The sequence below is a fragment of the Pseudonocardia sp. HH130630-07 genome (genome assembly GCF_001698125.1).
Lineage (GTDB): Bacteria > Actinomycetota > Actinomycetes > Mycobacteriales > Pseudonocardiaceae > Pseudonocardia.
Genome location: NZ_CP013855.1, coordinates 283,810 through 306,066 on the forward strand (window position 1 = coordinate 283,810; position 22,257 = coordinate 306,066).

The following is a 22,257-nucleotide window of genomic DNA, read 5'->3' on the forward strand; positions in this document are numbered from 1 at the left end:
CCAGTGAGCTGGTAGCGGAACGGTGCATGGAACAACATAGCGAAAAATCAAGCCTGCGACCGGCTCTGCACGACTACTGGAAGTATAGGATGCGCGGATAAAACGGATGACACATTGCAGCGAGCTGCAATGTTAGGTGCGTTACATGCAGGGTCAGACACGCCTTAAAGAGGCAGCTTGCACACATACTTAGAGACACTGAGCGATAGACTTGTGGAGACAAGGATCGTCGCGTGGTGACTTCTAGTTTTCCGAGCACTGCTAACCACGGTGATCAATGGCATGTCACTCGCCTTGACAGTAAGGGCTGCAACTGTAATTGCCACTGCTGTTGTCGGAGCCAGCGCAGCTGTACGAAGCCAGACACTTGCGCGGGCTAGTGCTACTACTATCAGGCGTACTATCACTTACGAGGCATCTGAGCTGGGCTTATGTGTCACGCTGGCGGGCCAAAGCCGAGCTGCACGCTGACAGACGAGTCCCCAATCAGATTGAGGGACGCCGCACGCGGATACGCCGGAGCCGTCGAGCCGATGTTGTGGCAGGCCGGTGATGGTGACGGGTCTCGCGCAGCTGCCGAAGGTGCTCGCTGAGGGCTTCTCGCGCAGCTGCCGCGCCGGCGCGACCGGCAGGTCGGTCAAGGAGCACTCGGTCGAGGATGACGACGGGTGCCGAGCCGAGTGCTGCGGATGCAGCCGGTCGTGGTGTTGCTGTGGGTGTGGTGCGGCGGAGTTGGCCGATTTGGTTGGCGCGAATTTCGTGGTGTCGGTTGGTCCAGGGGCGTAGGCGCCAGCCGATGATGCGGAGTGGGTCGTGGGCGTTGGTGGTGACGGGTCCGCGGCGGGTGGGTCCGTGGTCGGGGTGGTGTTCGAGGGCGTGGCGGAGTCCGCTGATGGTGGCTCCGGCGTCCCAGTGGGGTTTGAGCATGGCGCAGGCGCGCCAGAGTTCGATCTTGCTCCGTTGTCGGCCTCCTAGGCCGAGAAGTGCAATGAAGGTGCGTGTGGCTGCTCGTCTGTCACCGGGAGTGTCGGGGACGTCGTAGAAGTGCCACGAGCTGTGGATCGTGAGTCGTCGCCGTTCTGTCGCAGACAAGGGTTGAAGACCAACGGAACGTTGGGAGAGGTCGCCAGTTTCTTCCACAGGGGTGTGACCTGCGGTGTCGATGAGGGTGGCGGTGGCTGGGGTGAGCAGGGGTGCGGGTGCGTGGATGACGAGGGCGTAGGTGGGTGTGCGGTTGGTGGTGGTGGCGAGGAAGTCGGCGTTGGCGCCGGGTTCGACGACGACGAGCAGGCCGGCTTGGCGGGCCCAGGCGATGAGGCGGGAGACGGTGCGGGTCGCGCGGTCGGCGGCGGCGGCGATCTGGGTGTGGGGGAGTCCGGTGATGAGGCCGGTGTCCCAGTCCATGTGCCAGATGATGCGGTGCAGCATCGCGGTCCAGGCGTGGCGCTTGTCGGTGCGCCAGTCCTCGTTGTCGACGAGCCGGGCCACCAGGCGCAGGGCCTCTTGCTGGGAGGTGAGGACCCGATGGTCCAGGGCGACGAAGTTGCGCCACCCGGGGTGGGGCTCGAAACCGCGCCCGAGACGTGCCGCGGCACGGGCGCGGCCGCGAGCTAGGACGCGGGCGCTGGGCTCGCGTGTGCGGATGACGCGGCCGGGTCCGTTGGTGGGTCCGGGTGTTCGAGCGTTGCGGCCGCGGGGCGTCCGACGTCGTACGTGCGTGGCGCGGATACCGAAGCCGCCGGTGGCGGGTGGCTGGTCGGTGAGCTGGGTCTGGTGGATCAGGCAGAGCTCGTGGATGGGACCGGAGGACGAGGCCAGCGTGAAGTGACCGTGCTCGTAGCACGGGACACACCATCCTGTGGTCGCTGCAGGTGAGCGACCTGGATCCGGGCACGACAAAGTCGCCCCGTGTCCGTGCTGGCTGGTCTCCGGTCCAGGATGTATCCTGGACACGCGAAAGCGCCCCTTCTCGACAGGTGGGGAGTGGGCCCCGGTTCGCCGGGGCTACGACATCAGCGGAACCGCAGATCCGGCTGGTGTGGGAACGAACGAGGGCGGCCCCCTGGCAGGGGGGTCGCCTCGTTCTCGTTACGAGGCTTTGTCGAGAGGCAGCGCCTCCTGCGCCTGCTCGCGAAGCTCAGGCCGGGGTAGGCAGTAGGCCGGGACCGGCAGACCGGTCGCCTCGCCGAACACCTGCACGACGGCGTCTCCGATGGAGATGCCATCGCGAGCTGCGATGGCCTCGGCCCGGTCCCGCATCACGCGCGGAAGTCGGACGTTGGTCGATACCCGATCTCCTCGGTGCGGCTGCGGCATGTGCACTTTCTACCGGATGCTCCGGTCAGACGAGTGGCCGCCACGCCGAATCCGTACCGGGTACGTGTTTCTCTGCGTCGACCGTTGCTCCGCGGAGCAACCAGATCGCAGCCTCCGGCCGGGAGCGCGTGGTCAACTGTGCGCCGTCGGTCGGCCACCTCCCGTCCGACATCTCCGTCCGCGCGGCCAGTATCATCGGCTTGACCTGCAGTTTTGCGATCGCTCGCGACCCCCGCGGGCGAAGATGTGCCGGGGCGTCCAGATGGGCCATGGCCCGTGTCAGATTTTCACTGACAGCAACTCGGACATTCTTCGGTCGCGGTTAGGGCGTCTCGGAGGTGCTGGTCGGTCGAGGTGCGGGGGGCTCGAACAGGGTGGTCTGGCCCGCCACCGCGGTGGTGGTGGCGGGGTTTCGGGCGGTGCACTTGCGGCAGTTCGCCGGGTCGGTGGTGGCGCTGAGATCACCGGTGGTGGCCAGCCCGGACCAGCTCTGGTGGCAGGCGGGTACGGGCAGCTGTAGGTCGCCGAGCCAATCGCGCCAGGTCACGTCGTGCACGACGCGGGAGTGTCCGATCCGCAGACGGTGCCCGGCGAACGCGGCCGCTTGGGCGCGGGCGTAGCTGGCGGGATCGAGCCGGGCGCGGGGGATCAGCTCCAGCGGTGCGACCACGACAGCCCTCCGGGTGTAGCTCCGACTCGCAGGTCAAAGCCCAGGCTCGCACGGACCACCGACAGTTACCGACGTCGTGACCGGACCACACCTGCCGGGTACAGCCCGCCCGCGTGCCCAGCTCGGGTCCGAGGGCAAGCGATCACGCAGTGCCAGCGCAGTGATCGCGCGGCAGCCGGGAGCGCCAGCGACCCGTGCAGTGGCCCCTGGGCCTCTAGCGTCCCCGCCCGGCTGCCGCGGCGGGCATGGCACCGGACTCCGAGTCGCCGCCGGCGCGGGCCGGATCCGGACGGACGGCCGCGAGAGGTGCGGGGTGGTGTTCAGGCCAGTGGGCAGCAGGTTCGGTGTTCCTAGGATCGTGCGGGTGACTCGATCTCGTACTGCTCAGGCCGGGCCTGCTCGTGTGCGGTGCCGGGAGAGCGGGCCGTGCGCGAACTGCCCGTGGCGGCGGGACTCCGACCCGGGCGAGTGGAGCACCGAGCAGTGGCAGAACATGCACGCCACCACCGGCGAGCGCGGCGCCGAGGCGCCGGTCGGGGCGCCGTTGTTCGCGTGTCACCAGAGCGGCGAGGGCCGCGAGCAGGCCTGCGCCGGCTGGTTGGCCGCGGTGGGTGCCGATCACCTCGGGGCGCGGCTGGCCATCGCCCAGGGACGGCTCCCGGCCGAGGCCCTACAGCCGGACCCGGACGGCCCGGCCCTCTACGGGTCGTGGGCGGAACTACTGGCGGCGAAGACCCCACCCGGCGAGCCTGACGTGGGGTGGTGATCGCTGTCGCGAACCGCTCGACCGGTTCGGCCACGGCCGAGCCGGCTGGGCGGCAGGCTGGGGAGATGGTTCCCGACGTCGACGGTGCGCTGCGAGCCCTCGGGCTCGACCCGACCGACCCGGCCCACGCCGCCGACGTCGCCACCGTCCACGCGATCTGGCGCCGGCAGCTGACCCGCCCACCCTCGGAGCAGGAAACGAGCACCGCCAGGCGGGGGCTGCGGCTGCTGCCGCCGGTCGAGGACGCCGCCGGCTGATCGGCGGGCACCTCCCCCGGTGGTCCGGCCGGTCGATCGGTGGGGGTCTGGGGCCGGCGCCGGTCAGCGGTTCCGTAGGTGGGTGCGGACCGGTGCGTGCAGGTCGGGCATCAGCTCGTCGAGCTCGTCGAGGTCGACCCAGCGCACGTCGACCAGTTCCCGCGCCGACACCGCCGCGGTTGCGGCGGCTGTGGCTGCGGTGGTGGTGGGGCAGTCGAGGTAGATCATGTCCCGGCCAGTGACCGGGTGGACCCGCCGCGCGATCTCCGACCGTGCGACGACCACGATCCCGGTCTCCTCGAACGCCTCCCGCTCGGCCGCGCGCTCAGGGGTCTCGCCGGGCTCGATCTTCCCGCCGGGGAACGTCCACGGCGGCCGCCCGTCAGCGCGTCGGCCGAGGAGGATCCCGCCGGGGCCGTGCACCACCGCGACCGCGACCGCAGGTGTCGCCACCGGGGTCAGCGGGCGTCGCCCTGGCGACGGACCCAGTGCGCCAACATCGGGCTGGGGACGTCGGAGTGCACGACGGGGACGTCGTCGAGCTCATCAAGGTCAGGGGCCAAGTCCAGGGGGAGGACCCAGGTGAGGTCCTCGGTCAGGCCGTGCTGGCGCAGGCGGGTCAGGACGGGGCGGCCCGCGGACAGTGAGCGGGCGACGACCTGCGGGTCCTCGGCAGCAGTGCTCATCGCGCCAGTGTGACCCGCGGAACTGGGGTTCCGGTGGCGACGCGCGGGGGCAACCGCCCGCCCTGCTGGGCGGGGTCGGCGATCGGGCAGCTCGGGTCGCAGCACCGGTCGGTGCAGGTCAGAGCGTGGTACTGCCGCTGGGTCCAGCTCACAGGCCCCACGGTGGCACACGACACCGACAGTTCCCGGCCGACTCGGGGTATCGGCTGGGCGCCGGTACGGGCGCTGAGGGATGGTCGAGACGTGCTGGGGTCACCGGGGCCTGGTGGCGTGCTCGGTTACCGGGCCTGGCTGGAGCGCGTCGGCCACGGCGAGCAGCGCCGCGGTGTCAGCGATGGTTCCGTCGCCGGTGGGGGCGGCGAGGACAGCGGCCGGGGTCGGGAACGGCGCGGCACCCTGGTGCTGGTGGCGGGCGACCGCGGCCCGGATCAACTGGGCCTGCTCGCTGGGGGTGGCGCCGTCGGGCACGGGTCCGGTGAGCCAGGACGCGATCTCGGTGAGGCCGTCGCGGCACTCGAGGATGCGCCGGTAGTAGCGCAGCGCAGACGGCCCGCGGAGCGCGAGAGCGACCCGGTTGGCCGGAGGGAGCAGGATCAGTACCGGGAAGGTGGCGGCGACGAGTTCCCACAACGGTGCCAGGCGGTGGTACTCGTGGCGCCGGCGCAGGTGTAGACGGAGCTGCAGTAGACCGCGAGCGCAGGCCCGGGTAGAGCAGTCCGGCGAAGAACACAACGATCCCCGTTGCCAGAGCGGGCGGTGTCCACGCTGCGGGGCAGGTGGCATCCCAGCGCGCAGACCACCAAGCCGCCACCGGCCACGCGCAAGCTCACCCGCACCGACGTGGAGTGCAGGCCCCGCGCGACCGACCAGGTCAGGTAGGCACCGCGGCAGGTCGCGTAGAGCATGAAGACGTTCCCGACCAGGTAGAACGCCAGCACGGCCGGGGAGCTCGAGGTGCCGTAGCCCGCTCCGCGCTCGCTGGGGTCGGTGGCCAGGAACGCGACGAGCAGAGCTGCGGCAGTGGCCCCGGCCGCCAACGGTTCCCGATAGCCGCTGCCGCGGCGACGGACCTCGCCGACGACGGTGGCGCGGCGGACGGAGGCAAGCAGCGACAGCAGCAAGGAGAAGAACGCGGTGAGCAGAACGTTCTGCGCGAGCTTCGGGGACTGGCCCAGCGTGCTGGTCGGCGGGGCGATCTGCGCGGCGAGCTGGGCGCTCAGTGCGACCGCGACCAGCACGGTGGCACCGGTGACCGCACGCAGACCTCGATCGTGTGGAGCCCGGACGAGCTGGCTGATCTTCCAGCCCGCCGCGGCGATCGAGGCCGCCCACATGACGATCTCGGCGATCTCGACCGGTGTCACAGCCATGCCTGGTGATCGTCGAACGCGGCGCGCAGCCGGCTCTGGGCATGATCCTCATCAGCGGGCACGGTCACGGCGAGGTTCTCCAGCAGCAGGCACCACTGGCGGATGACCGTCGCGACCATCTCGGCTTCCCGCTCGATCGCCGAGCTGTAGCCCACCGCACCGCCGGGAAATCGTGGCGGAAGAACCAGGCGAGGTTGGCGCCGACGTCACCGGCTGGTGCTGCCGGACGCGCCCCGGGTTCGCGCTCACCGGTCCCCCCCGATCAGGGCACCCATTTCGGCGACCGCCGCGAACACATCGTGACGTGCCGCGGCCGCCACCCGATCGAGCCCCGCCTCCCGCTCGGGGTCACCGATCACGGTGCTCATCGGTGGCTCGTGTGCGATGACGGTGGACACGACATCCGGATGCGCGACGGCGAGATGCAGCCCGATCAACGCGCCGATGCTCGATCCGAGGACGACAGCAGGGCGAGCGGCCACCGCCGTGACGACCGCAGCGGCATCCGCGGCGTGGCGCCACAGGCTGATCCCTGCCGGGGGTACGCGCGCATCGCTACGCGAGAGACCTCGCCGATCGTAGGAGATGACCCGGAACCGCTGAGCCAGCCGATCAGCGAGCTGCCTGGTCGCTCCCGCCTCGGAGACCCCACCCTGCACCAACAGCAGCGGCGGCGCGTCGTCGCGGCCCGCGCCGAAGACCTCGCAGTGCAGTCCGGTTCCATCGTCGGCGACGACGCGCCGAACCCTTGACCCCGCACCTGCCCCGGCCGCGGTCGTCATCTGATCCACACTCCCGTCCGAGCCTCGATCTCTCTCCCGACACCGCGGGCCGACGCCGTGACCGAGATCCGGCGCCGCGGACCGGGCGAGACCCAGCCAGGCGGAGCAGGAGCGGGCCCTATCAGGCCGGTGTCATCCGGTGGGCCTGGTCGGTGTCGAGCAGCGCGTGCATCTGTTCGGGCTGCAGGTGGTGTCCGGTGAACCGGCCGATCGCGGTCAGCGCGGCGCCGGTGCCGGCGGTGAGGAAGTCCAGGCCGGCGATCGCGCTGTTGACCGCGGCGGAGTTGGTGAGGATCGGGGTCCAGGCGTAGTCCAGGGTCGCCGACAGCACGGTGCCGTGTTCGGCGAACGACAGGCAGTGCATGCCGCCGGCGTTCCAGTACTCCGACGCGGCCCGTCCACCGGTCGAGACGTGGCGCAGCACCGGCTCGGTGGAGCCCTGGAAGTCGTTGTCCTCACACGCCAGCACGATCCCGCCGCCGAGGTCGCGCACCCGTACCCAGGACACCGCGTGCGGGGAGTCGAGAATCCGGTCGATCGGCTCGGGGATGTGGTGGGCGCCGAACCCGTCGAGGACCTGGGCGACGCTCGCCCCGGTGCAAACGGTGATCGTGGCCGCATCGGCAAGCACGGTGCGCGAGATCCAGTGCCCGGCGGTGTCGTCTGTCATCGGCTCACCCGGCCGGGGCGCGGAACTCGGCCGAGGCGCCCGGCGCCCGCCCCGCGCCGATCGGGACCGGCGGAGGTGCTGATGGTGGAAATGCGCTGCTCCTGACGGTATCGGGGTGGAGGTAAGCAGTGGGCGCAGCGTCGCACGCGGCCCCGACAGCGACCGGCCGCCCGTCCTCGCCCGCCCCGGACACCGCACAGCGGGCTGCGCGGTGCCACCGGCGCGGGGGCGGTGCCGGGGCCCCGGGGCGGGATCGGACTGGTCGTCCGGGTAGGTCGGCGACCGCCGCGGCGCAGCTCTGGATCGGCCCGGGTGTCGAGCCGTGCGTGGGCGCCGTCGAGAGGGCGTCGCCTACTGCGGCTCGAGGGTGGATCGAGGTTCGCGACGAGTGATCGGCTCGACCGGGCCCGGCTTGGCCGGGTCGTCGTCGAGCAGCTCGCGCACCACCCCGAGCGCGGCCCGCCCGGTCTGAGGTGGGAGGGCGTCCAACTCGACAGCACACGCCTCGACCAGCAGCGCCAGCGCATACAGGCGGTCGGGCCGGCGGAGCTCCGCTACCGGGCGCGGTCTCGTGGGCGGGCGGAGCTCAGGGACTCTCGTGGGACCGTGGGCGGGTGACGCACCGGGACCGCCCCTGGGCCGCAACGACGCACGACTGGAGTCGTGATGTCGATGCCGATCACCTGCAGGAGATCCGTCGCCACCCACGGCGTCATGCCGCAACGGGTGTCCTGCACCTCGTCCTGGAGGTCGTCGCCTACGCGGCCGACGAGGCCGAGTCGCTGGGCCGTCGTGGGCGATGCCTCGTCCGGCTGCATCCCGACGGGTCCGTCCTGGTCGCGGACGACGGGCGAGGCACCGACACCCGACTCGACACAGCAGGGGCTGTGGTCCGCAAGCCGATCATGGCTACACGTGACCTCCGGTTCTTCGACGCCGACGCCCCTCCGCTGCTCGGTGACGGTCACGCCCGCCGGGGCATCTCGGTGGTGGCAGCGTTGAGTACGTCCCTGGTCCACGTGAACCGTCGCTGCGACGGCGCATGGTCGCAGACGTATCGCGACGGACTACCCGTCGGAGACCTGGTCGAAGTCGCCGGTGACGGCACGACGGGTACAGCTGTGCGCTTCACGCCGTGCGAGGCGGTGCGGGCCATCGGTGGGGCCGACGCGCCGAGCATCCACTCAGGCACGAGGCACCTCGGTGAGCTGCTGAGAGTCACCGTGAACGACCTGCGATGACGACGACCTGACGTCCTGCACGCGCTACTCCCCGCGAGCCCGGCCTGTCGCGAGAGGGAACAGGTCCACGAGGTCGGACGTCACCCAGCGATGGACGACTCACGTCACCTGGGCTGGGACGGCACGTATAACGCCCGCGACCTAGGGTGTGTCTCCCAATGCGCGGAGCCAGGTGACGATTGCCTTCAGGACGGCGCCGCCGCGGAAGGTCAGGGCGAGCTTGTCGTAACGGGTGGCCAGCCCGCGCCACTGCTTGACGTGGCAGAACCCGCGCTCGACGACGTTGCGGTTTCGGTAGTCGACCGGATCGAATGCGGGCGGTCGGCCACCGCGTGAGCCCCGTCGTTTGCGGTGTCCCTGCTGGTCAGAGGGCTCCGGAATGACAGCGATGATCCGGCGCTCGCGCAGGTGCCGGCGGATCGCGCGTGAGGAGTAGGCCTTGTCCGCGCGCACGCGTTCAGGCCGGGTCCGGGGTCGTCCCGGGCCCGGTCGGGCGATGCTCAGGCGCGCCATCAGGTGCGGAAACATTGGCGAGTCGCCGCCCTGGCCGGGGCCGAGGAGGACCACCAGCGGGCGGCCGTGCCCGTCAACGAGCTGGTGGATCTTCGTCGACAGCCCTCCGCGGGACCGTCCCAGCGCGTGATCTGCTGGTTCGGCGAGCAGATTCGTGTAGTTCGATCCGGCCCCCTGTGTCGCGCTTGAGGGTCGCGGCGTGCTGGTGGGCACGGATGATCGTGGAGTCCACGCTGACCGCCCACCCGAGCACCTCGGCGGCGTCGGCCTCGACCAGAAGAGCAGCCAGGATGTGGTCCCAGGTGCCGTCGCCGCTGTAGCGGCGGTGCCGCTTCCACAACGTCTGCCACGGCCCGAACTCGGCTGGGACGTCGCGCCAGGGAAGCCCGCACCGATACCGGTAGATGATCCCCTCGATCACCCGGCGGTCATCGCGGAACGGGCACCCGCGACGACCCTCGGAGGAGGGCAACAGCGGCGCCAGACGGGCCCACTGGGCATCAGTCAGGACAGCGGTACGCGGCACCGATCAAGCATCGCGCACCCCGGTCCGCCTATCTGGGAGACACGCCCTAGTAGAAGCATCTGTGAGTGATGGCATCGGACCTTGTGGGTTCAGCCAAGGATGAGACACCCCTGGTGGGCGGCTGGTGTTCCACTTCCTGGCGGCCCTGGCCGAGTACGACCGCGAGATGATTGTCGACGGTACCCTCGACGGGCTCGCCGCCGCACGGGCCCGCGGCCGCGTCGGCGGACGGCCGGCGGCGCTGTCGCAGCGCCAGCTCGACACCGCCCAGCAGATGTACGACACCGGCCAGCACACCGTCGAAGAGATCGCCGACACCTTCCGGGTCGGGCGCAGCACTCTCTACCGGGCCCTGTACGCCTACGGCGACGGCCGGGACTGCGCGCTGGTCGTCTACCGCAACGCCCGCCCGAAGATCGACCACACCAACCGCCGCTACGGCGAGACCGGCGTCGGCGAACGCGCCCAGCTCGACGCCGACCGCAAGTGGTTCCCGATCGCCCCCGCCCGCCGGGCCCGGCTCAAGGCGATCGTCTACGTCGTCGACGGCACCGTCGCCCGCGTCCGCGCTGTCCACCCGGATCCTGCCGCGTGGGACGCCGACGACCGCGACTACGCCGACGTCCCCGTCGGCCCACCCTTGACCGACCTGCAGATCACCCGGCAGCTCCCCACCCTCGGGATCATGCTCGGCCAAGCGCGCCCGCACCTGCGCGGCAAGATCCGCGAGTACCTCACCTTGTGATGCCGCCGGGTCGGTGGCACCTCATCTCACGGTTCTTACCGATACCCCATGACCCGCCCGACCCGCTTGTGGTTGACCCGCTCGGCGCCAGGCTGGTTGTTGAGCTCTGCGGTGATCCGCGGACGCCCACACGTGCGGTCGCCGTCGTGCACGACCCGGATCCTGGCCGCGAGAGCGGCGTCGGCGGCGGCGCGGGCGGCCCGGCCAGGGGCCGCCTTCTGCCAGGCGTAGAAGGAGGAACGTCGCACGTCGAGTAGTGCGCACAACCGCTTCACCGTCCAGCCCGGGCGCGGGCTGGAGGTCGTGTCGTGGTGGTCGGCGACGAACTGGAAGCGGGTCACCAGTTCGTCTCGCCGGCGAAATACTTGGCCGCCTGGCGCAGGATCTCGCGTTCGGTCTCGAGCTTGGTCTTCTCCGTCCGCAACGCCTTGTTCTCCGCCTCCAGACGGGCCAGGCGCTGTTCGGACGTCTCATCGGCAACCGGGAGCCGCGCCGGGCCTCTCCCGCGGCGGACGGGCCGACCGCGGGCTACGGGTGCGGGTGCCGTCCGGGGCGGTGCGGGTGCCCAGGTTGTCCAGCCACAACGCGAGGGTGGTGCGCTCGACGCCCAGATCGTCGTCGTCGGTCAGGCCGAGCGATTTTCTGGTGTCCTCCTCGACTCCGCCTACCCGAATACCTCGCCAGCCTCCTGGAGCGCGCTGTCGAAGAAGTCATCGAGCGCGTTCGGGGCGTCGAGCGGTACGACGTGCGCGATGTACTGGTCCGGGCGCACGAGTACGGCACACCCGGCATCCCGGTCGACGCCGCGAAGGTCGAACACGTCCCCTCGGACGGGATCGGGGCAGAACGCCTTCTCGTGGTCGAGGAGGCCCCACCGCCCCTTCCGCGGACGCAGGAACGGCGGCAGCTCATCGGTCTCGACGTCGTGGTGGTGCTGCTGGAGGACACCCCGCACATCGAGCATGGAGTCCGGCGCGGCACCGCGCGGAGTGAACCGCCGCACGAGCTCCTCCACCCGGACCCCGAACGCGGCGAAGGCTCCGCCCGGCGCCACGCCCGCGCGGTCGGCGAACACGTACAGCCGCCATGCCCCGTCCGCCCGGGCGATGTGCCCGAGGTGCACGGGTTTCGCGTCGGCTAGACGAACCACGGGTGCCGAGTGGAACCGGGTGCCGACCTCGAATCCGGTGGCAAGGTGCTGTGCGGGGGTCGCGGCGGTGATCATCGACGGCGCGTAGCGGACCCCCATACCCGCGGTGTAGCGGCCCTGCTCGCGGAAGTAGCGCTGAAACTTCTCCGGGTCGGCGTCGGGCGCCGTGCTGAACAGGGTGGCGAACTCCCGGTCGAAGTCGATCAGCTGCTGGGCAACCCCCTGCCGTTCCGCCGAGTAGGTCCGGAGCAGCTCCGGTCGCGCACGCCCGCGGAGAACCGCACCCAGCTTCCAGCCGAGGTTCCACGCGTCGGCCATCGACACGTTCATGCCCTGCCCCGCCTTAGCACTGTGGGTGTGACACGCGTCCCCCGCGATGAACACTCGGGGCAGCGACTCCGGCTCGGCCTTCGGCACGTTGTCGAAGCGGGAACACAACCGCTGCCCGATCTCGTAGACTGACCACCAGCCGACGTCGTGCACCGTCACCGCGTACGGGTGCAGGATCCGGTTGGCCACGGCCGCCAGCTTTTCCGGGGTGACGGTGCGGTCGCGCAGCATGTCCCGGTCCCGCTCGTTGTCCAGCTCGATGTAGAGCCGCACGAGGTGGCCGCCCTCACGGGGGATGACGAGGATGCTCCCCTCGTCCGCGGACTGCACCGCACACTTGAGCCTGATGTCGGGGAAGTTAGTGTCGACCAGCACGTCCATCACCCCCCACGAGGTGTCGGTCGTGTCACCCTCCAGGCTCAGGCCTAGCGCGGAACGCGTGCTGCTGCGCGAGCCGTCGCACCCCACGACGTAGCGCGCGTGGATCGTCGAGATCTCGCCCGTCTCGACTCCGTCGACGACGTGGGCGAGGGTCGCCACGACGGGGTGCTCCGGGTCGTCGTCCACCTCGACCGTGGACAGGTGGAGTCCGTAGTAGGGTTCGGTCCGTCGAGCCGAGCGCGCCAGATAATCCCGCAGGTAGGCGAGCAACCGCGCCTGATTGACGACCATGTGTGGCATCTCGGACAGCCCCTCCTCGACGTCCGGGATGCGCCCGGTACGGACGATCCGTCCGGGTTCGTCGGGGGACGGGCGCCAGAACGCGACCTCGTTGACCTGGTAGCCTTCGCCAATGAGCCGGTCGGCGATCCCGAACGCCTCGAACATCTCCACCGTGCGGCAGGCGACCCCGTCAGCCTGGCCGACCTCGATGGGGCCATCCCTACGATCGACGACAACCGTGTCGATCTCGGCGAACGCGGCCAGCTGGGCCGCCAGCACGAGACCCGCGGGCCCAGCGCCGACGACCAGCACGTCGGTCGAGGTGGGCGGTGTCGACGGACGGGTAGAGGCTGCGGGGTGCGCAGTCTCTACGAACGGGTCCCCCGGTCGGTAGCCGTCGATGTAGAACTGGGCCATCACTGCTCCTGAGGTGATCGTCCGGCGTCGCGGACGGGTGTCGGTCTGCTCGATGCGACTGTCTGCTCCGCTGGGTGGGGACGCAGGTCTTACAGCCGGACGAGGATCCGGCCGCGCACCGAGCCCTCCTCCATGACGGTGTGGGCCTTTGCCGCGTCCGCGAGGGTGAACGTCGCGCCGATCCGGCTCCGCAGCGAGTCGGCTGCGAGTGCGGCGTTGATCCGCGCCGCCGCGTCCGCGAGATCGGGGACCGAGGCGTTGCTGATCGCGAATCCCCGCAGGCTCGTGTCTCGGAGGTAGAGCTGTCCGATGGGAATGGTGGGTGTGGCGCGCAGACCCGACATCACGACGACTCGCCCGCGGAGTCGCAGGAGCGGCAGGGACAGCGCGAAGTCGTTCTGCCCGCTGTTGTCCCACCACACGTCGAATCCGCCGGGCGCGGCCGCGAGGAGACGATCGGTGAGGTCGTCGGCGTCGTACGGGAGGACAGCGTCCGCGCCCAGCGCCGTGCACCAGTCCTCGTCCTCCCGGGCCGCGGTCGCCACCACCCGGGCACCCGCGGCGACCGCGAGCTGGACGACCGCTCCGCCGACCGCTCCGCCGGCGCCCGCCACGAACACTGTCTCCCCAGCCCCGAGGGCGGCCTCGCGGAACAAGCCGATCGCCGCCGTCGCCCCGGCGTGGACGACCGGCGCGACATCGTCGGGCGACACCCCGTCCGGGACAGGATAGACCCGGTCGACGGTGACCGTGACGTACTCGGAGTAGGTCCCCTGGCGACCGTCGTACCCCGCGCTGTTGCACCAGACCCGATCACCGACGGCGAAGGTCGACACGGCGTCGCCCGCGTCGACCACCGTCCCGACGACGTCTCGTCCGATGACGAAGGGGAACGGGGTGCGCGTCCGGTAGGCGCCGGAGCGCACGAAGAGGTCGACGTGGTTGACGGTGCTGGCCGCCGCCTCGATCACGACGTCCGTCGGGCCGGGCCGAGCCACCGGGAGCCTCCCGATCTCAATGCGCTCCGCCCCACCCGTCGCTGTGATGAAGGCGGCTCGCATGCTCTTGGGGATCGTCACCGGTCCGTCGCCTTCGCTGCCGGCGGTGGCCCGAGCGGAACCTCGGCGAGGGTCGTCCGGTAGCGCTCCTCCCATCCGGCGGTGAGGGCGCTCTGCTCGGCGTTGCCCGAGGTATAGGCCGGGGACAGGATGGGACGAACCCGATCCACCTTTACCAGCACCACCTCGTTCGCCGGATAGCCGGGTCCATTGAGGTCGAGCAGCCAGGCGTTGAGCCAGTCGTACTCGGGCGAGCCCGGACCGGCAAAGCTCGCCTCGCCCTTGAAGCGATACCCGCGGCGGCTGAACACGTCGAGGACGTTGATCTCGATCCGAGGGTCACGGCGCAGGTTCGCCACGGTGGTCGGGGAGCCGATGTCCATGAAGACGAGGTGCTCGTCGTCGTAGACACGCAACGAGCCCTTCGGCGAGAGGTTTGGGGACCCGTCCTCGCAGACCGTGGCGGCGAAGGCGAGCCACGCTCGCGCGACGACGTTCCGCATGTCCTGATCGATAATTGCCATGGTTCTCTCCTTCATCAGTGGCGCGAGTGACCGCGGTCTAGTACTGCAACGGCACTCGCTCGTTTCCGCAGGCCAACGACTCGTGGGACGTAGCGGTGGCGAGTGCTCGAAGTGCCCAGCCCAGCTCGATGAGCAGGTGATCGGCGAGCTCCCAGGACTGAGAGCCACTCGGCGTCTCGTCGAGTGCCGTTGCAGTACTAACGGCGCCGTCGTCGTTGCCCAGGGCGTCCGCCGTGTCGGGGCCAGGCGCCGCATGGCCGCCGAGGTCGGCGTCTTTGGTCTCGGGGCCGAGCGCGGCACCCGCGACCACCATAAGGCCGCCGAGCGCCAGGAACACCAGGGGTCAAACCCGTAGGGCATGACCGACGAGAGGCCGGCCTGGTAGAATGACGGGATGATCACCTCGGTGGTGTAGCCGAGCCCGTAGGCGCTGGACCGGACGCCGACGTGGAAGCGCTCGATGATGTAGGTGCTCACCACCGCGTAGATCGAGACCACGACGAGGACGAGGAGCACCACCACCACGACACCCACCGCGCCGACTCCGCGAATCTGGCCACTCGCGATCAGCCAGAACAGCAGAGGGGACGCCGCCGCGATCGAGAACCCGCTGGTCAGCAGGAAGGGCTTACGGCCGATGCGCTGCGAGAGTGCTCCCGCACCTACGTAACCCGCAGCAAGCACCGCATAGGCGACGACGAGGACCAGAGTGGACTGAACGCTGGTGAGCCCGGCCGCCGAGCGCAGGACGCCGGGAAGGACCGCGCCGATCATGTTGAACACGAGCCATACACCGGACATCAGGACGAAGACCTGAAGGAAGCCGCGCAGGTTGCGGCCGCTCATCAGTTCGGCGAGTGGCGAACGCTCCGGGCGCTTGCCCTTCTCCTGCGTCCACGCATCGGACTCGTCGACGTTGCGCGCGTACCAGACCGCCCGGCCCACGGCGAGCAGGGCGCCGATGACGAAGGGGATCCGCCAGCCCCACAGGACGTACGGCGAGTCCGGCCCGCACGCGGGGATGACCAGCAGGATCCCGAGGGTCAACAGGGCGATGGCGCAGTACGCCAGCGGGAAGCCGGTCATGATGACCGCGCCGTTGATGCCCCGCCGGTCGCGTGGGCTCTGCTCCAACGCCAGCGGCGTGGCCACCGTGTACTGCCCACCCAGGTAGATCCCGTCGATGAACCGGAGGGCCACCAGCAGGACGACCGCGCTCACCCCGAGAGTGCCGTAGCCGGGGAGCAGGGCGATCGCGAGCGTGCACAGCCCGAACCCGTAGAGCGAGATGATCGTGACCCGCCGACGGCCGTGCCGATCAGCGAGGTGGCCGAAGACGAGCGCGCCCAGCGGGCGACCGAGCAGCGTGGCGACGAAGATCGCCGCAGTGATGATCCGGGTCGTCGACTCGGATATGCCGGCGGACAGTCCGACCTGGGCCCCGAGTCGGGCCTTCCGGGCCTGTCCGGGATCGCGAGCCGGGCTGGGCGAGGGGGACTCCGCCATTGGGGCCACTCCGGTCTGAGAGGGAAGGTTCGTGGAGCGGCGCCGGCTACACCGGCGCGCTCGTCGAGAGCGATCCCAGTAGAGACAACGAGCGCCACGGCGTACACAGTATTCCGCTGTGAAGAATACATGCTTCGTTCCAAAATCGTCGTAGGCAGGGCGGGCATCCGGTCTTCGCCGCCAGATCACCTATGTCGTCGTCACCTCACGGGTGGCCGCGGCGGCCTCGAGATCACGAGCGATGCCGTCGGCCGTCGCCCTGATCTCCTGCACCCAGTCCGACAGCAGGTCCTTGCGGTACCGAGCGGTCGGCATGGCCAACGAGATCGCGATGGGCATCGACCCCGCCGAGACCGTGACTAGACAGCCGATCGCTGTCAAGCCCGTCTCGGTGAGCCCATCGTTCAACGCGAAACCCTGCCTGCGGATCCGGCGGATGCCACGGAGCAGCGCCTCCACGTCGTCGACTCCGGAGTCGGCGGACTCGTACAGGGCACGCAGTGCGTCCGGCGCCATCGTGGCGAGAACCGCACGTCCTCCGGAGGCGAGATGGGCGGGGAGGACTCGTCCCTCCCGATCTCCCACTCGCAGGGCCTGGTCACACTCCACGCTGGCGACGAACCGCGCCTGGTCGGCAGTGACGACGAGGAGGTTGCTGGTCTCCGAAGTCCTCGCGGTGAGGCCCTCCAGGCGCGGGAGCGCGATCCTGCGGAGTTCGGCGAGCGGCTCGGTGACGGGATGTGCACTCAGCACCGGCCCGGAAACGTAACGCCGGTCCTCGTTCTGCTCGGCGAAGTCCCGGTACACCAGCATCGAGAGCAGGCGGTGTGCGGTCGAACGGGCGACGCCGATCCGCTCCGCCGCATCCGTGACTCGCAGTGGACCCTCCTGCTGCAGGATCGTGGCGAGGCGCAGGGCGTGGTCCACCGACTCGATCCCATACGCCGGCTTGTTCTTCACAGCAGAATAATACAGCCGTAATGTGGTCGCTGAGAAGGACCCCGGCCCCGCATCCGCCTCAGAGCGTGTTTGAGAAGATCAGGTTGTAGGCGTGAACCTGCGTCGTTGCTGCCGCGTGGCGGGTCCGCCGCGGGCGAGGCGGCGGGTCATGGTGTTGATCGCGGCCCAGCGGATCATGGCTTCGGAGGTGGCCGGGTGGCGTTCGTAGTCGCGGGCCAGCCGGCGGTGGGCGGTCAGCCACGCCAGGCTGCGTTCGACCGCCCACCGGCGCGGGATGACCACGAAACCTCGCTGGCCTGCGGGTTTACGCACGATCTCGATCGTTGTGCGCAGGAAGGTCTGTGCCCAGTCGACCAGGCGTCCGGCGAAGCCGGCGTCGGCGAAGATGAACCGCACCGCGGTGGCCAGGTAGGCGCCGAGCAGCGCGGTCTTCGCGCCGTCACGGTCCTGGCGCCCGGCCGAGCAGACCATCACCGTCAGCAGCAACCCGAGTGTGTCGGTGACGATGAACCGCTTCCGGCCGTTGACCTTCTTCCCGGCATCGTAGCCGCGCGACTGGGTGCCGACGGTGTCGGACCCTTTGACGCTCTGGGAGTCGATGATCCCCGCGCTCGGCTCGGGATCACGCCCTTCGGCCACCCGACCTGCCCGCGCACGATGGGCAGGATCTTCTCGGTGACCCGCTGCCGCTCCCACCGGTTGAAGTACCAGTACACCCTCTGCCAGGGCGGGAAGTCCGCCGGTAGCGCCCGCCACGCGCATCCGGCCCGGACCACGTAGAGGATCGCATCCACCACGTCACGACGCGGATGCTTCTCCGGGCGCCCTCCGGTCTCCGGCGCGGGCAACAAAAGCTCGACCACCGCCCACTGCTCGTCACTGGTGTCCGACGGGTACCGCCTACGACGTCGAGTCATCACCACCCACAGTGGATCACCACGGGCCTGTGGTCACGCAGACACGCCAACCCTTCTCCGCCGCCTCATAACCAGATCAGTGCGGAGCCAGGGTCGCCTCGCGGGGGTTGGGGAAGCCGAGGGACTTGTACCCCGGCGCCCGCTTGGCCAACGACGAGGCGAGCACAGCGGTCAGATCGTCGTGGTAGTCGTGCACCTCGGCCGTTGTCTTGCCGGGGTGCGGTCTGAGCACGCGGCCGGCGAACTGTACGAGGCGCCCCTTGAAGGCGATCGGCGCTGCGAGAAAGAGGGCGTCGAGAGCGGGACAGTCGAAGCCTTCCCCCACGTAGGGCCCGGTCGCCACGACGAGCAGCGGCGCCGGCCCTGGTTCAAGACGGGCCAGAGCGGCCTTGCGTTCCCGGACGCCCATCCCGCCACGCAGGACCACCGGATCCCGGCCCTCCTCTCGCAGCTTCGCCGCCAGCGTCTCGACGTGGCTCTTCCACTGGGTCAGGACGAGGCAGTTCCTCCCGCGTCCCAACGCCTCGAGAACGTCACCGACGACCTGGTCCGTGCGCGTCTCGTCGGCGGCGAGGTCTCGGTAGATCGCCGCCATCCCGCCCGGCTTCGACGGATCCGCGTCACCGAGGTACTCGTACGAGGTCGGATGCACAACCAGCTGCCGCTCAGGGGCGTCGGCGGCCCCCAGCGTGCCCGCCGGCGGGGGTGTCACCGTGTGCCGGATCGGACCGAGCTGGTGGTGGATGAGCTCATCGAGGCCGTCGCGTCGGTACGGGGTCGCGGTCAAGCCGACCCATCGCTTCACCCGGATCTGCCGGGCCGCGTTCTCGAACGCGGCGGCGGGCAGGTGATGACACTCGTCCACGAGGACGAGCCCGTATCCCGCGGTCAGCTCCGCGACGTCCTGACGGCGGGCCAGTGTCTGCAGAGTGACGACATCGACGACGCCCCGCAGCGAGGACCGTCCAGCGCCCAGCTGGCCCGCCCGAACACCCAAGAACTCTCTGACGCGGCTCCGCCACTGATCCGCCAACGCCTTGCGATCCACCAGGATCAGCGTGGCCACACCGTGCTCCGCGATCAACGCACATCCCATGACGGTCTTCCCCGCACCCGGCTCTGCGACGAGCACACCGAGGTCGTGAGCAGCGAGGTCCGAGACGGCGGCAGCCTGGTCCTCGCGCAGCGTCACCGACAGCTCGAAGCTATGGCTCTCGCCGTCGGTGCGCTCGTCGGCGATCTCGACGCAGCTCCCCGCCTCCTTCAGCACCGAGACGATCCGCTCACCGAGGCCGCGGGGCAGGACGAGGCGACCGTCCACGGTCTCGTCGTAGCTCAACAGGAACCGGGGCACGTTCCACGTCGACAGCCGTCGCCGCTGCCGCTCACCGAACAACGGATTGCTCATCGACGCCGCGTGCTTGAGCGTCCCCAGTGCTGCCGGAGTCAGCTCCGACACGGCCACCTCACAACCAGCCTCCAGCCGTAGCCCGACTACAGCCGCTGATCTCGGCCTTGTCCGCGTCGACATGGCGGGGGCCAAGTTCTCGACTGCCCCACCCACCTTCACCGCCCCGACCCGACCGGCGAGACGGGTGACCTCAGCAGGGGACAGTCGGTGCACTCCGGACAGGTACGCCCACTGATCCTCGTGCGGCTCGAGAGTGCCCAGGTCGAGGAACACCGTCGCGCCGTCCTTGCGCGCCCGGCCGTGGAGCGGGGCCGCGATCAGGTTCCCGATGCCTCCGGAGGACGGCAGGACGTCCTGGGAGGGGAACAGACGGTCGTAGCTGCGCAAATCCATCCGTCCGCGGACAGCGATCGTCTCCCGGAGCAGCCCCATGCCCAGAACTCTGGCCGCCGCTGCCGAGACCGCACCGGAGAAAAAGATCCACACATGCGCACCGATCCCAGACCGGGACACCTCCAGAGCCGCAGGCACACCGGCCGCCCTGGCCGCCTTGAGATACGCCAACGCGTCGAGCATCGCCGCGGGACCGTCGAAGTCCACCGCAAGCCACCGACAGGTGTCTCCCGGCATCAACGGGTACAGCCCGATGTGGTCGCGACCCGACAGGTGTGCTGCGATGACGTCGTCGCCAAGACGCAGGCGCGGACGGTCCGTGCCCCTGCGCCACCCACCGGTGACCGCCGGAACCCAGCCCGACTTCCCCGATCTCTCGTTCTCCCAGCGGATCGCATAGACGTCCTCGCGTGCCGCGAACATCGCCCTGAAGAAAGCCACCTTCTGCTGCGGTGTCGACGACGCCGTCACCATGCCGGGGCGCTCCAGGAACAACCCCGACTGGGACGGAACCGGGGTGCGGGCCTGCTCTGACGTCAGCCCCAGCAGACGCAGCAGCCGCGCGTTCTCTGCGCGCAGCCGAGCAAGCTCACGCTCGAGGTCCCCGGTCGCCACGGACCTCACGATGCCACGGCTACGCGGAAACCGGCGATCAGCAGGACCCGGCCACGAGCTCAGCCTGGTCGATCCGCGCGACGAAACTCGACTTGCGCTGATGGCGAGCACGCAGCTCAGCGAACCGAACACCGAACCCACCCGGCTGGCCTGTCCGCTCGGCGACGACCTGTAGGTCCTCGAGCAGCGCGACCGCAGCGTCGTACTCGGCCGGCTTCCTGGTAGCGATCATCGCTTCGACCCGGGACCAGCCACCCTGCACGTCCGCGGACAGCGCCGCGAGGCGCCGTTCCCGCGCCGCCGCGCGCTGGCGTTCCTGCTCCGCTTCTGCCTCCGCGCGCACGATCTCGGCACGCCGATGCTTCTCCTGCCGGACCAGGTGAGCGGCATCCAGCAGCTCGGCCACCATCCGACGTGGGCGCGGCCCGCCCACAACCCTTTCCAACTTGATCTCCGCCGGTCTGGATCAGCACCATCACCGCCTGGACCAGGGCCGTTGCCCGGCCGGGGCAGTTGCGGATCTTGCGGGGCACCTGCCACGACTTGAGCTGGGCGTTCGCTCGTTCTCCTGGGCCGCGTTGACGGGCGTGTGCGGCGTTGACCTGCTTCTGCGCCACCGACAGCCGCCGGTAGCGGCCGGTGTCCGGGTCGAGGTGGCGACGGCGCTGCGGGACTCGGACCGTCGGGCCGCCGCCTTGGTAGGCGGTGTCGGCGATGACCTGGATCTCGGCGTCGTTGAGCTTCTCGATCAGGCCGTGTTCGCGGGCGGCGCCCATGTCGTGGCGGGCCCCGGGCAGCGCGGGAGAGGCCCACACCAGCCGACCGGCCGGGTCAGCGAGAACCTGCACATTCACTCCGTGGCGCTTGTGTTTCCCGGAGAAGAACGCCCGGTCATAGCCCGATCTCATGCCGACCCGGTCGATCGCCAGCAGCGTGCCGTCGAGGATCACGAACGCCTTACGCCGGGCCACGTCGAGCGCCTCGTCCAGGCCCGGTGCGACCGCGGCGAGGACGTCGACGCCCTCGCGGACGTAGCGGAACACCGTCGTGGTGCCAATCCCGAACCCGCCGGCCAGCGCGGTGTAGGTCTCGCCCTTGTTCAGGTACGCCAGCACCAGCAGCGCCTGTTGTCCGGGCGGGAGTCGGCGCCACCTGCTGCCGAGGTCCTTGCGGTGCCGGCGTAGTGCGTCGGCGAGGGTCTGCAGGGCGCGGTTGGACACGGGCATCGATGACGGGTAGACAAGCACCGGTGAAGCTCCTGGTTGGCGCGGGTTGATCTCAGCAATCACCCATCTACCAGGAGCTTCACCTACTTCAGCGGCACCACGCCGTGGCCCGCCCGACCTCATGATCGCCAGGTTGGCAAAGGCTCAGTGGTGGATCCAGGGTAAGCTCTTGTGCATGATCCAGCCGCCCGACCTCGAAGCCCGTGTGGCCGCCTTGGAGACGCGCATCAGTGAGCTGGCCGCCGACGCACAGGCCGCACGCGAGGACGCCACTGCGGCCCGACACCTCGCAGCAGCGCGGGACCGCGATATCGCGGACTTGATGGTGAAGATTGACGCGAACCGCTCGGCGATCAACGCGCTCGGCGAGCAGACCCGCGAGCGGTTCGATCAGCTGGAGACTAAGGTTGACGGGGGGTTTGCTCAAATACGAGGCCAGCTGGACGGCACGGCCGCCGGCCTGGAGAGCATCACCGGACTGCTGACTACACTCATCGGCCAGCGGGGCGACGACAACCCAGAAAACCCACCACGCTGATCTGCAG

At 69.9% G+C, this 22,257-nt stretch carries 22 protein-coding genes and 4 pseudogenes; 5 read left to right on the forward strand and 21 right to left on the reverse strand.

Features of this window, described 5'->3' with window-relative positions; all coding sequences use genetic code 11:
• Nucleotides 1-486 precede the first annotated feature (486 nt).
• Together AFB00_RS32680 and AFB00_RS30135 are read right to left on the reverse strand one after the other, a co-directional pair.
• Nucleotides 487-1,488, reverse strand: a complete 1,002-nt coding sequence (locus AFB00_RS32680; RefSeq protein ID WP_231974546.1) for a hypothetical protein — start codon at nt 1,486-1,488, stop codon at nt 487-489.
• Nucleotides 1,489-2,638: 1,150 nt separating this feature from the next.
• Entirely contained in the window at nt 2,639-2,986 is a 348-nt protein-coding gene (locus AFB00_RS30135) for a hypothetical protein (RefSeq protein ID WP_068800916.1), read from the reverse strand.
• Between the two features lie 364 nt (nt 2,987-3,350).
• On the opposite strand from AFB00_RS30135, the gene AFB00_RS35320 reads away from it, so the two are divergent.
• Both AFB00_RS35320 and AFB00_RS30145 read left to right on the forward strand, forming a co-directional pair.
• A complete protein-coding gene (locus AFB00_RS35320; protein WP_231974548.1) occupies nt 3,351-3,752 on the forward strand; it encodes a DUF6283 family protein in 402 nt (133 codons plus the stop codon).
• 65 nt (nt 3,753-3,817) lie between these two features.
• Nucleotides 3,818-4,009 (forward strand): hypothetical protein, encoded by a 192-nt coding sequence (locus AFB00_RS30145; protein WP_156819913.1) that lies wholly within the window; start codon nt 3,818-3,820, stop codon nt 4,007-4,009.
• 63 nt (nt 4,010-4,072) lie between these two features.
• Here the strand turns inward: AFB00_RS30145 and AFB00_RS30150 are convergent, their stop codons facing one another.
• From AFB00_RS30150 to AFB00_RS33720, 8 genes are all read right to left on the reverse strand, one after another.
• Nucleotides 4,073-4,462 carry an NUDIX hydrolase gene (locus AFB00_RS30150; RefSeq protein WP_068800918.1) on the reverse strand — a complete coding sequence of 130 codons (390 nt, stop codon included), beginning with the start codon at nt 4,460-4,462 and terminating at the stop codon, nt 4,073-4,075.
• Between the two features lie 5 nt (nt 4,463-4,467).
• Entirely contained in the window at nt 4,468-4,695 is a 228-nt protein-coding gene (locus AFB00_RS30155; RefSeq protein ID WP_068800919.1) for a hypothetical protein, read from the reverse strand.
• A gap of 252 nt (nt 4,696-4,947) precedes the next feature.
• Nucleotides 4,948-5,325 (reverse strand): DUF6545 domain-containing protein, encoded by a 378-nt coding sequence (locus AFB00_RS30160; protein WP_068800920.1) that lies wholly within the window; start codon nt 5,323-5,325, stop codon nt 4,948-4,950.
• Nucleotides 5,289-6,065 carry an MAB_1171c family putative transporter gene (locus AFB00_RS30165; RefSeq protein WP_156819914.1) on the reverse strand — a complete coding sequence of 259 codons (777 nt, stop codon included), beginning with the start codon at nt 6,063-6,065 and terminating at the stop codon, nt 5,289-5,291. The genes AFB00_RS30160 and AFB00_RS30165 overlap by 37 nt, the downstream gene beginning before the upstream one ends.
• Nucleotides 6,056-6,220: a hypothetical protein gene (locus AFB00_RS35325; protein ID WP_231974550.1), complete on the reverse strand. Its 165-nt coding sequence runs from the start codon at nt 6,218-6,220 to the stop codon at nt 6,056-6,058. The genes AFB00_RS30165 and AFB00_RS35325 overlap by 10 nt, the downstream gene beginning before the upstream one ends.
• A 90-nt stretch (nt 6,221-6,310) precedes the next feature.
• The gene (locus AFB00_RS30170) at nt 6,311-6,847 is read right to left on the reverse strand and encodes an alpha/beta fold hydrolase (protein WP_231974552.1); all 537 of its coding nucleotides are present in this window, start codon (nt 6,845-6,847) and stop codon (nt 6,311-6,313) included.
• A gap of 121 nt (nt 6,848-6,968) precedes the next feature.
• A complete protein-coding gene (locus AFB00_RS30175) occupies nt 6,969-7,517 on the reverse strand; it encodes a hypothetical protein (RefSeq protein WP_068800923.1) in 549 nt (182 codons plus the stop codon).
• A 351-nt stretch (nt 7,518-7,868) separates the two neighbouring features.
• Nucleotides 7,869-8,006 carry a hypothetical protein gene (locus tag AFB00_RS33720; protein WP_156819915.1) on the reverse strand — a complete coding sequence of 46 codons (138 nt, stop codon included), beginning with the start codon at nt 8,004-8,006 and terminating at the stop codon, nt 7,869-7,871.
• A 125-nt stretch (nt 8,007-8,131) separates the two neighbouring features.
• Here AFB00_RS33720 and AFB00_RS30185 point away from each other — a divergent pair, with 125 nt between their 5' ends.
• On the forward strand, nt 8,132-8,758 hold the full coding sequence (locus tag AFB00_RS30185) for a hypothetical protein (protein WP_068800925.1): 627 nt from the start codon (nt 8,132-8,134) through the stop codon (nt 8,756-8,758).
• Nucleotides 8,759-8,899: 141 nt separating this feature from the next.
• Here the strand turns inward: AFB00_RS30185 and AFB00_RS32685 are convergent.
• Nucleotides 8,900-9,797 (reverse strand): IS5 family transposase gene (locus AFB00_RS32685; RefSeq protein ID WP_442965889.1). Its coding sequence is split into 2 segments (ribosomal slippage): nt 8,900-9,400 and nt 9,402-9,797, totalling 897 coding nucleotides; the frame shifts between segments, so codons are not numbered across the junction.
• Nucleotides 9,798-9,912: 115 nt separating this feature from the next.
• Here AFB00_RS32685 and AFB00_RS35690 point away from each other — a divergent pair.
• A pseudogene (locus AFB00_RS35690) lies at nt 9,913-10,542 on the forward strand (helix-turn-helix domain-containing protein); the annotation flags it as partial.
• A 47-nt stretch (nt 10,543-10,589) separates the two neighbouring features.
• Here AFB00_RS35690 and AFB00_RS35335 read toward each other — a convergent pair.
• The 10 genes and pseudogenes from AFB00_RS35335 to AFB00_RS32690 all read right to left on the reverse strand — a co-directional run.
• Nucleotides 10,590-11,159 (reverse strand): annotated as a pseudogene (locus AFB00_RS35335) (IS3 family transposase); the annotation flags it as partial.
• 47 nt (nt 11,160-11,206) lie between these two features.
• Complete coding sequence (locus tag AFB00_RS30215) at nt 11,207-13,102, reverse strand: FAD-dependent monooxygenase (RefSeq protein WP_060715130.1); 1,896 nt, start codon at nt 13,100-13,102, stop codon at nt 11,207-11,209.
• A gap of 89 nt (nt 13,103-13,191) precedes the next feature.
• A complete protein-coding gene (locus AFB00_RS30220; protein WP_060715198.1) occupies nt 13,192-14,163 on the reverse strand; it encodes an NADPH:quinone reductase in 972 nt (323 codons plus the stop codon).
• A gap of 14 nt (nt 14,164-14,177) precedes the next feature.
• On the reverse strand, nt 14,178-16,190 hold the full coding sequence (locus AFB00_RS30225) for an MFS transporter (protein WP_068800928.1): 2,013 nt from the start codon (nt 16,188-16,190) through the stop codon (nt 14,178-14,180).
• Nucleotides 16,191-16,379: 189 nt separating this feature from the next.
• Nucleotides 16,380-17,150, reverse strand: a complete 771-nt coding sequence (locus AFB00_RS30230; protein WP_060715132.1) for an IclR family transcriptional regulator — start codon at nt 17,148-17,150, stop codon at nt 16,380-16,382.
• Nucleotides 17,151-17,228: 78 nt separating this feature from the next.
• On the reverse strand, nt 17,229-17,789 hold the full coding sequence (locus AFB00_RS30235; protein ID WP_442965890.1) for a transposase: 561 nt from the start codon (nt 17,787-17,789) through the stop codon (nt 17,229-17,231).
• A gap of 86 nt (nt 17,790-17,875) precedes the next feature.
• A pseudogene (locus AFB00_RS36515) lies at nt 17,876-18,067 on the reverse strand (transposase); the annotation flags it as partial.
• 76 nt (nt 18,068-18,143) lie between these two features.
• A complete protein-coding gene (locus AFB00_RS30240) occupies nt 18,144-20,486 on the reverse strand; it encodes a TOTE conflict system archaeo-eukaryotic primase domain-containing protein (protein ID WP_335726593.1) in 2,343 nt (780 codons plus the stop codon).
• A gap of 37 nt (nt 20,487-20,523) precedes the next feature.
• Entirely contained in the window at nt 20,524-20,892 is a 369-nt protein-coding gene (locus tag AFB00_RS34380) for a hypothetical protein (RefSeq protein WP_168169617.1), read from the reverse strand.
• A gap of 61 nt (nt 20,893-20,953) precedes the next feature.
• Nucleotides 20,954-21,733, reverse strand: a pseudogene (locus tag AFB00_RS32690) (transposase family protein); the annotation flags it as partial.
• 154 nt (nt 21,734-21,887) lie between these two features.
• On the opposite strand from AFB00_RS32690, the gene AFB00_RS30255 reads away from it, so the two are divergent.
• Nucleotides 21,888-22,250, forward strand: coding sequence for a hypothetical protein (locus AFB00_RS30255; RefSeq protein ID WP_145981687.1), 363 nt, complete (start codon nt 21,888-21,890; stop codon nt 22,248-22,250).
• Nucleotides 22,251-22,257: the final 7 nt, after the last annotated feature.

Excerpts from the sequence above, each read along its gene's own strand:
- AFB00_RS30145 (WP_156819913.1), top strand. The coding sequence starts at position 3,818 with ATGGTTCCCGACGTCGACGGTGCGCTGCGAGCCCTCGGGCTCGACCCG.
- AFB00_RS30155 (WP_068800919.1), bottom strand. The coding sequence starts at position 4,695 with ATGAGCACTGCTGCCGAGGACCCGCAGGTCGTCGCCCGCTCACTGTCC.
- AFB00_RS30165 (WP_156819914.1), bottom strand. The coding sequence starts at position 6,065 with ATGGCTGTGACACCGGTCGAGATCGCCGAGATCGTCATGTGGGCGGCC.
- AFB00_RS30170 (WP_231974552.1), bottom strand. The coding sequence starts at position 6,847 with ATGACGACCGCGGCCGGGGCAGGTGCGGGGTCAAGGGTTCGGCGCGTC.
- AFB00_RS30175 (WP_068800923.1), bottom strand. The coding sequence starts at position 7,517 with ATGACAGACGACACCGCCGGGCACTGGATCTCGCGCACCGTGCTTGCC.
- AFB00_RS30215 (WP_060715130.1), bottom strand. The coding sequence starts at position 13,102 with ATGGCCCAGTTCTACATCGACGGCTACCGACCGGGGGACCCGTTCGTA.
- AFB00_RS30220 (WP_060715198.1), bottom strand. The coding sequence starts at position 14,163 with ATGCGAGCCGCCTTCATCACAGCGACGGGTGGGGCGGAGCGCATTGAG.
- AFB00_RS30225 (WP_068800928.1), bottom strand. The coding sequence starts at position 16,190 with ATGGCGGAGTCCCCCTCGCCCAGCCCGGCTCGCGATCCCGGACAGGCC.
- AFB00_RS30255 (WP_145981687.1), top strand. The coding sequence starts at position 21,888 with ATGATCCAGCCGCCCGACCTCGAAGCCCGTGTGGCCGCCTTGGAGACG.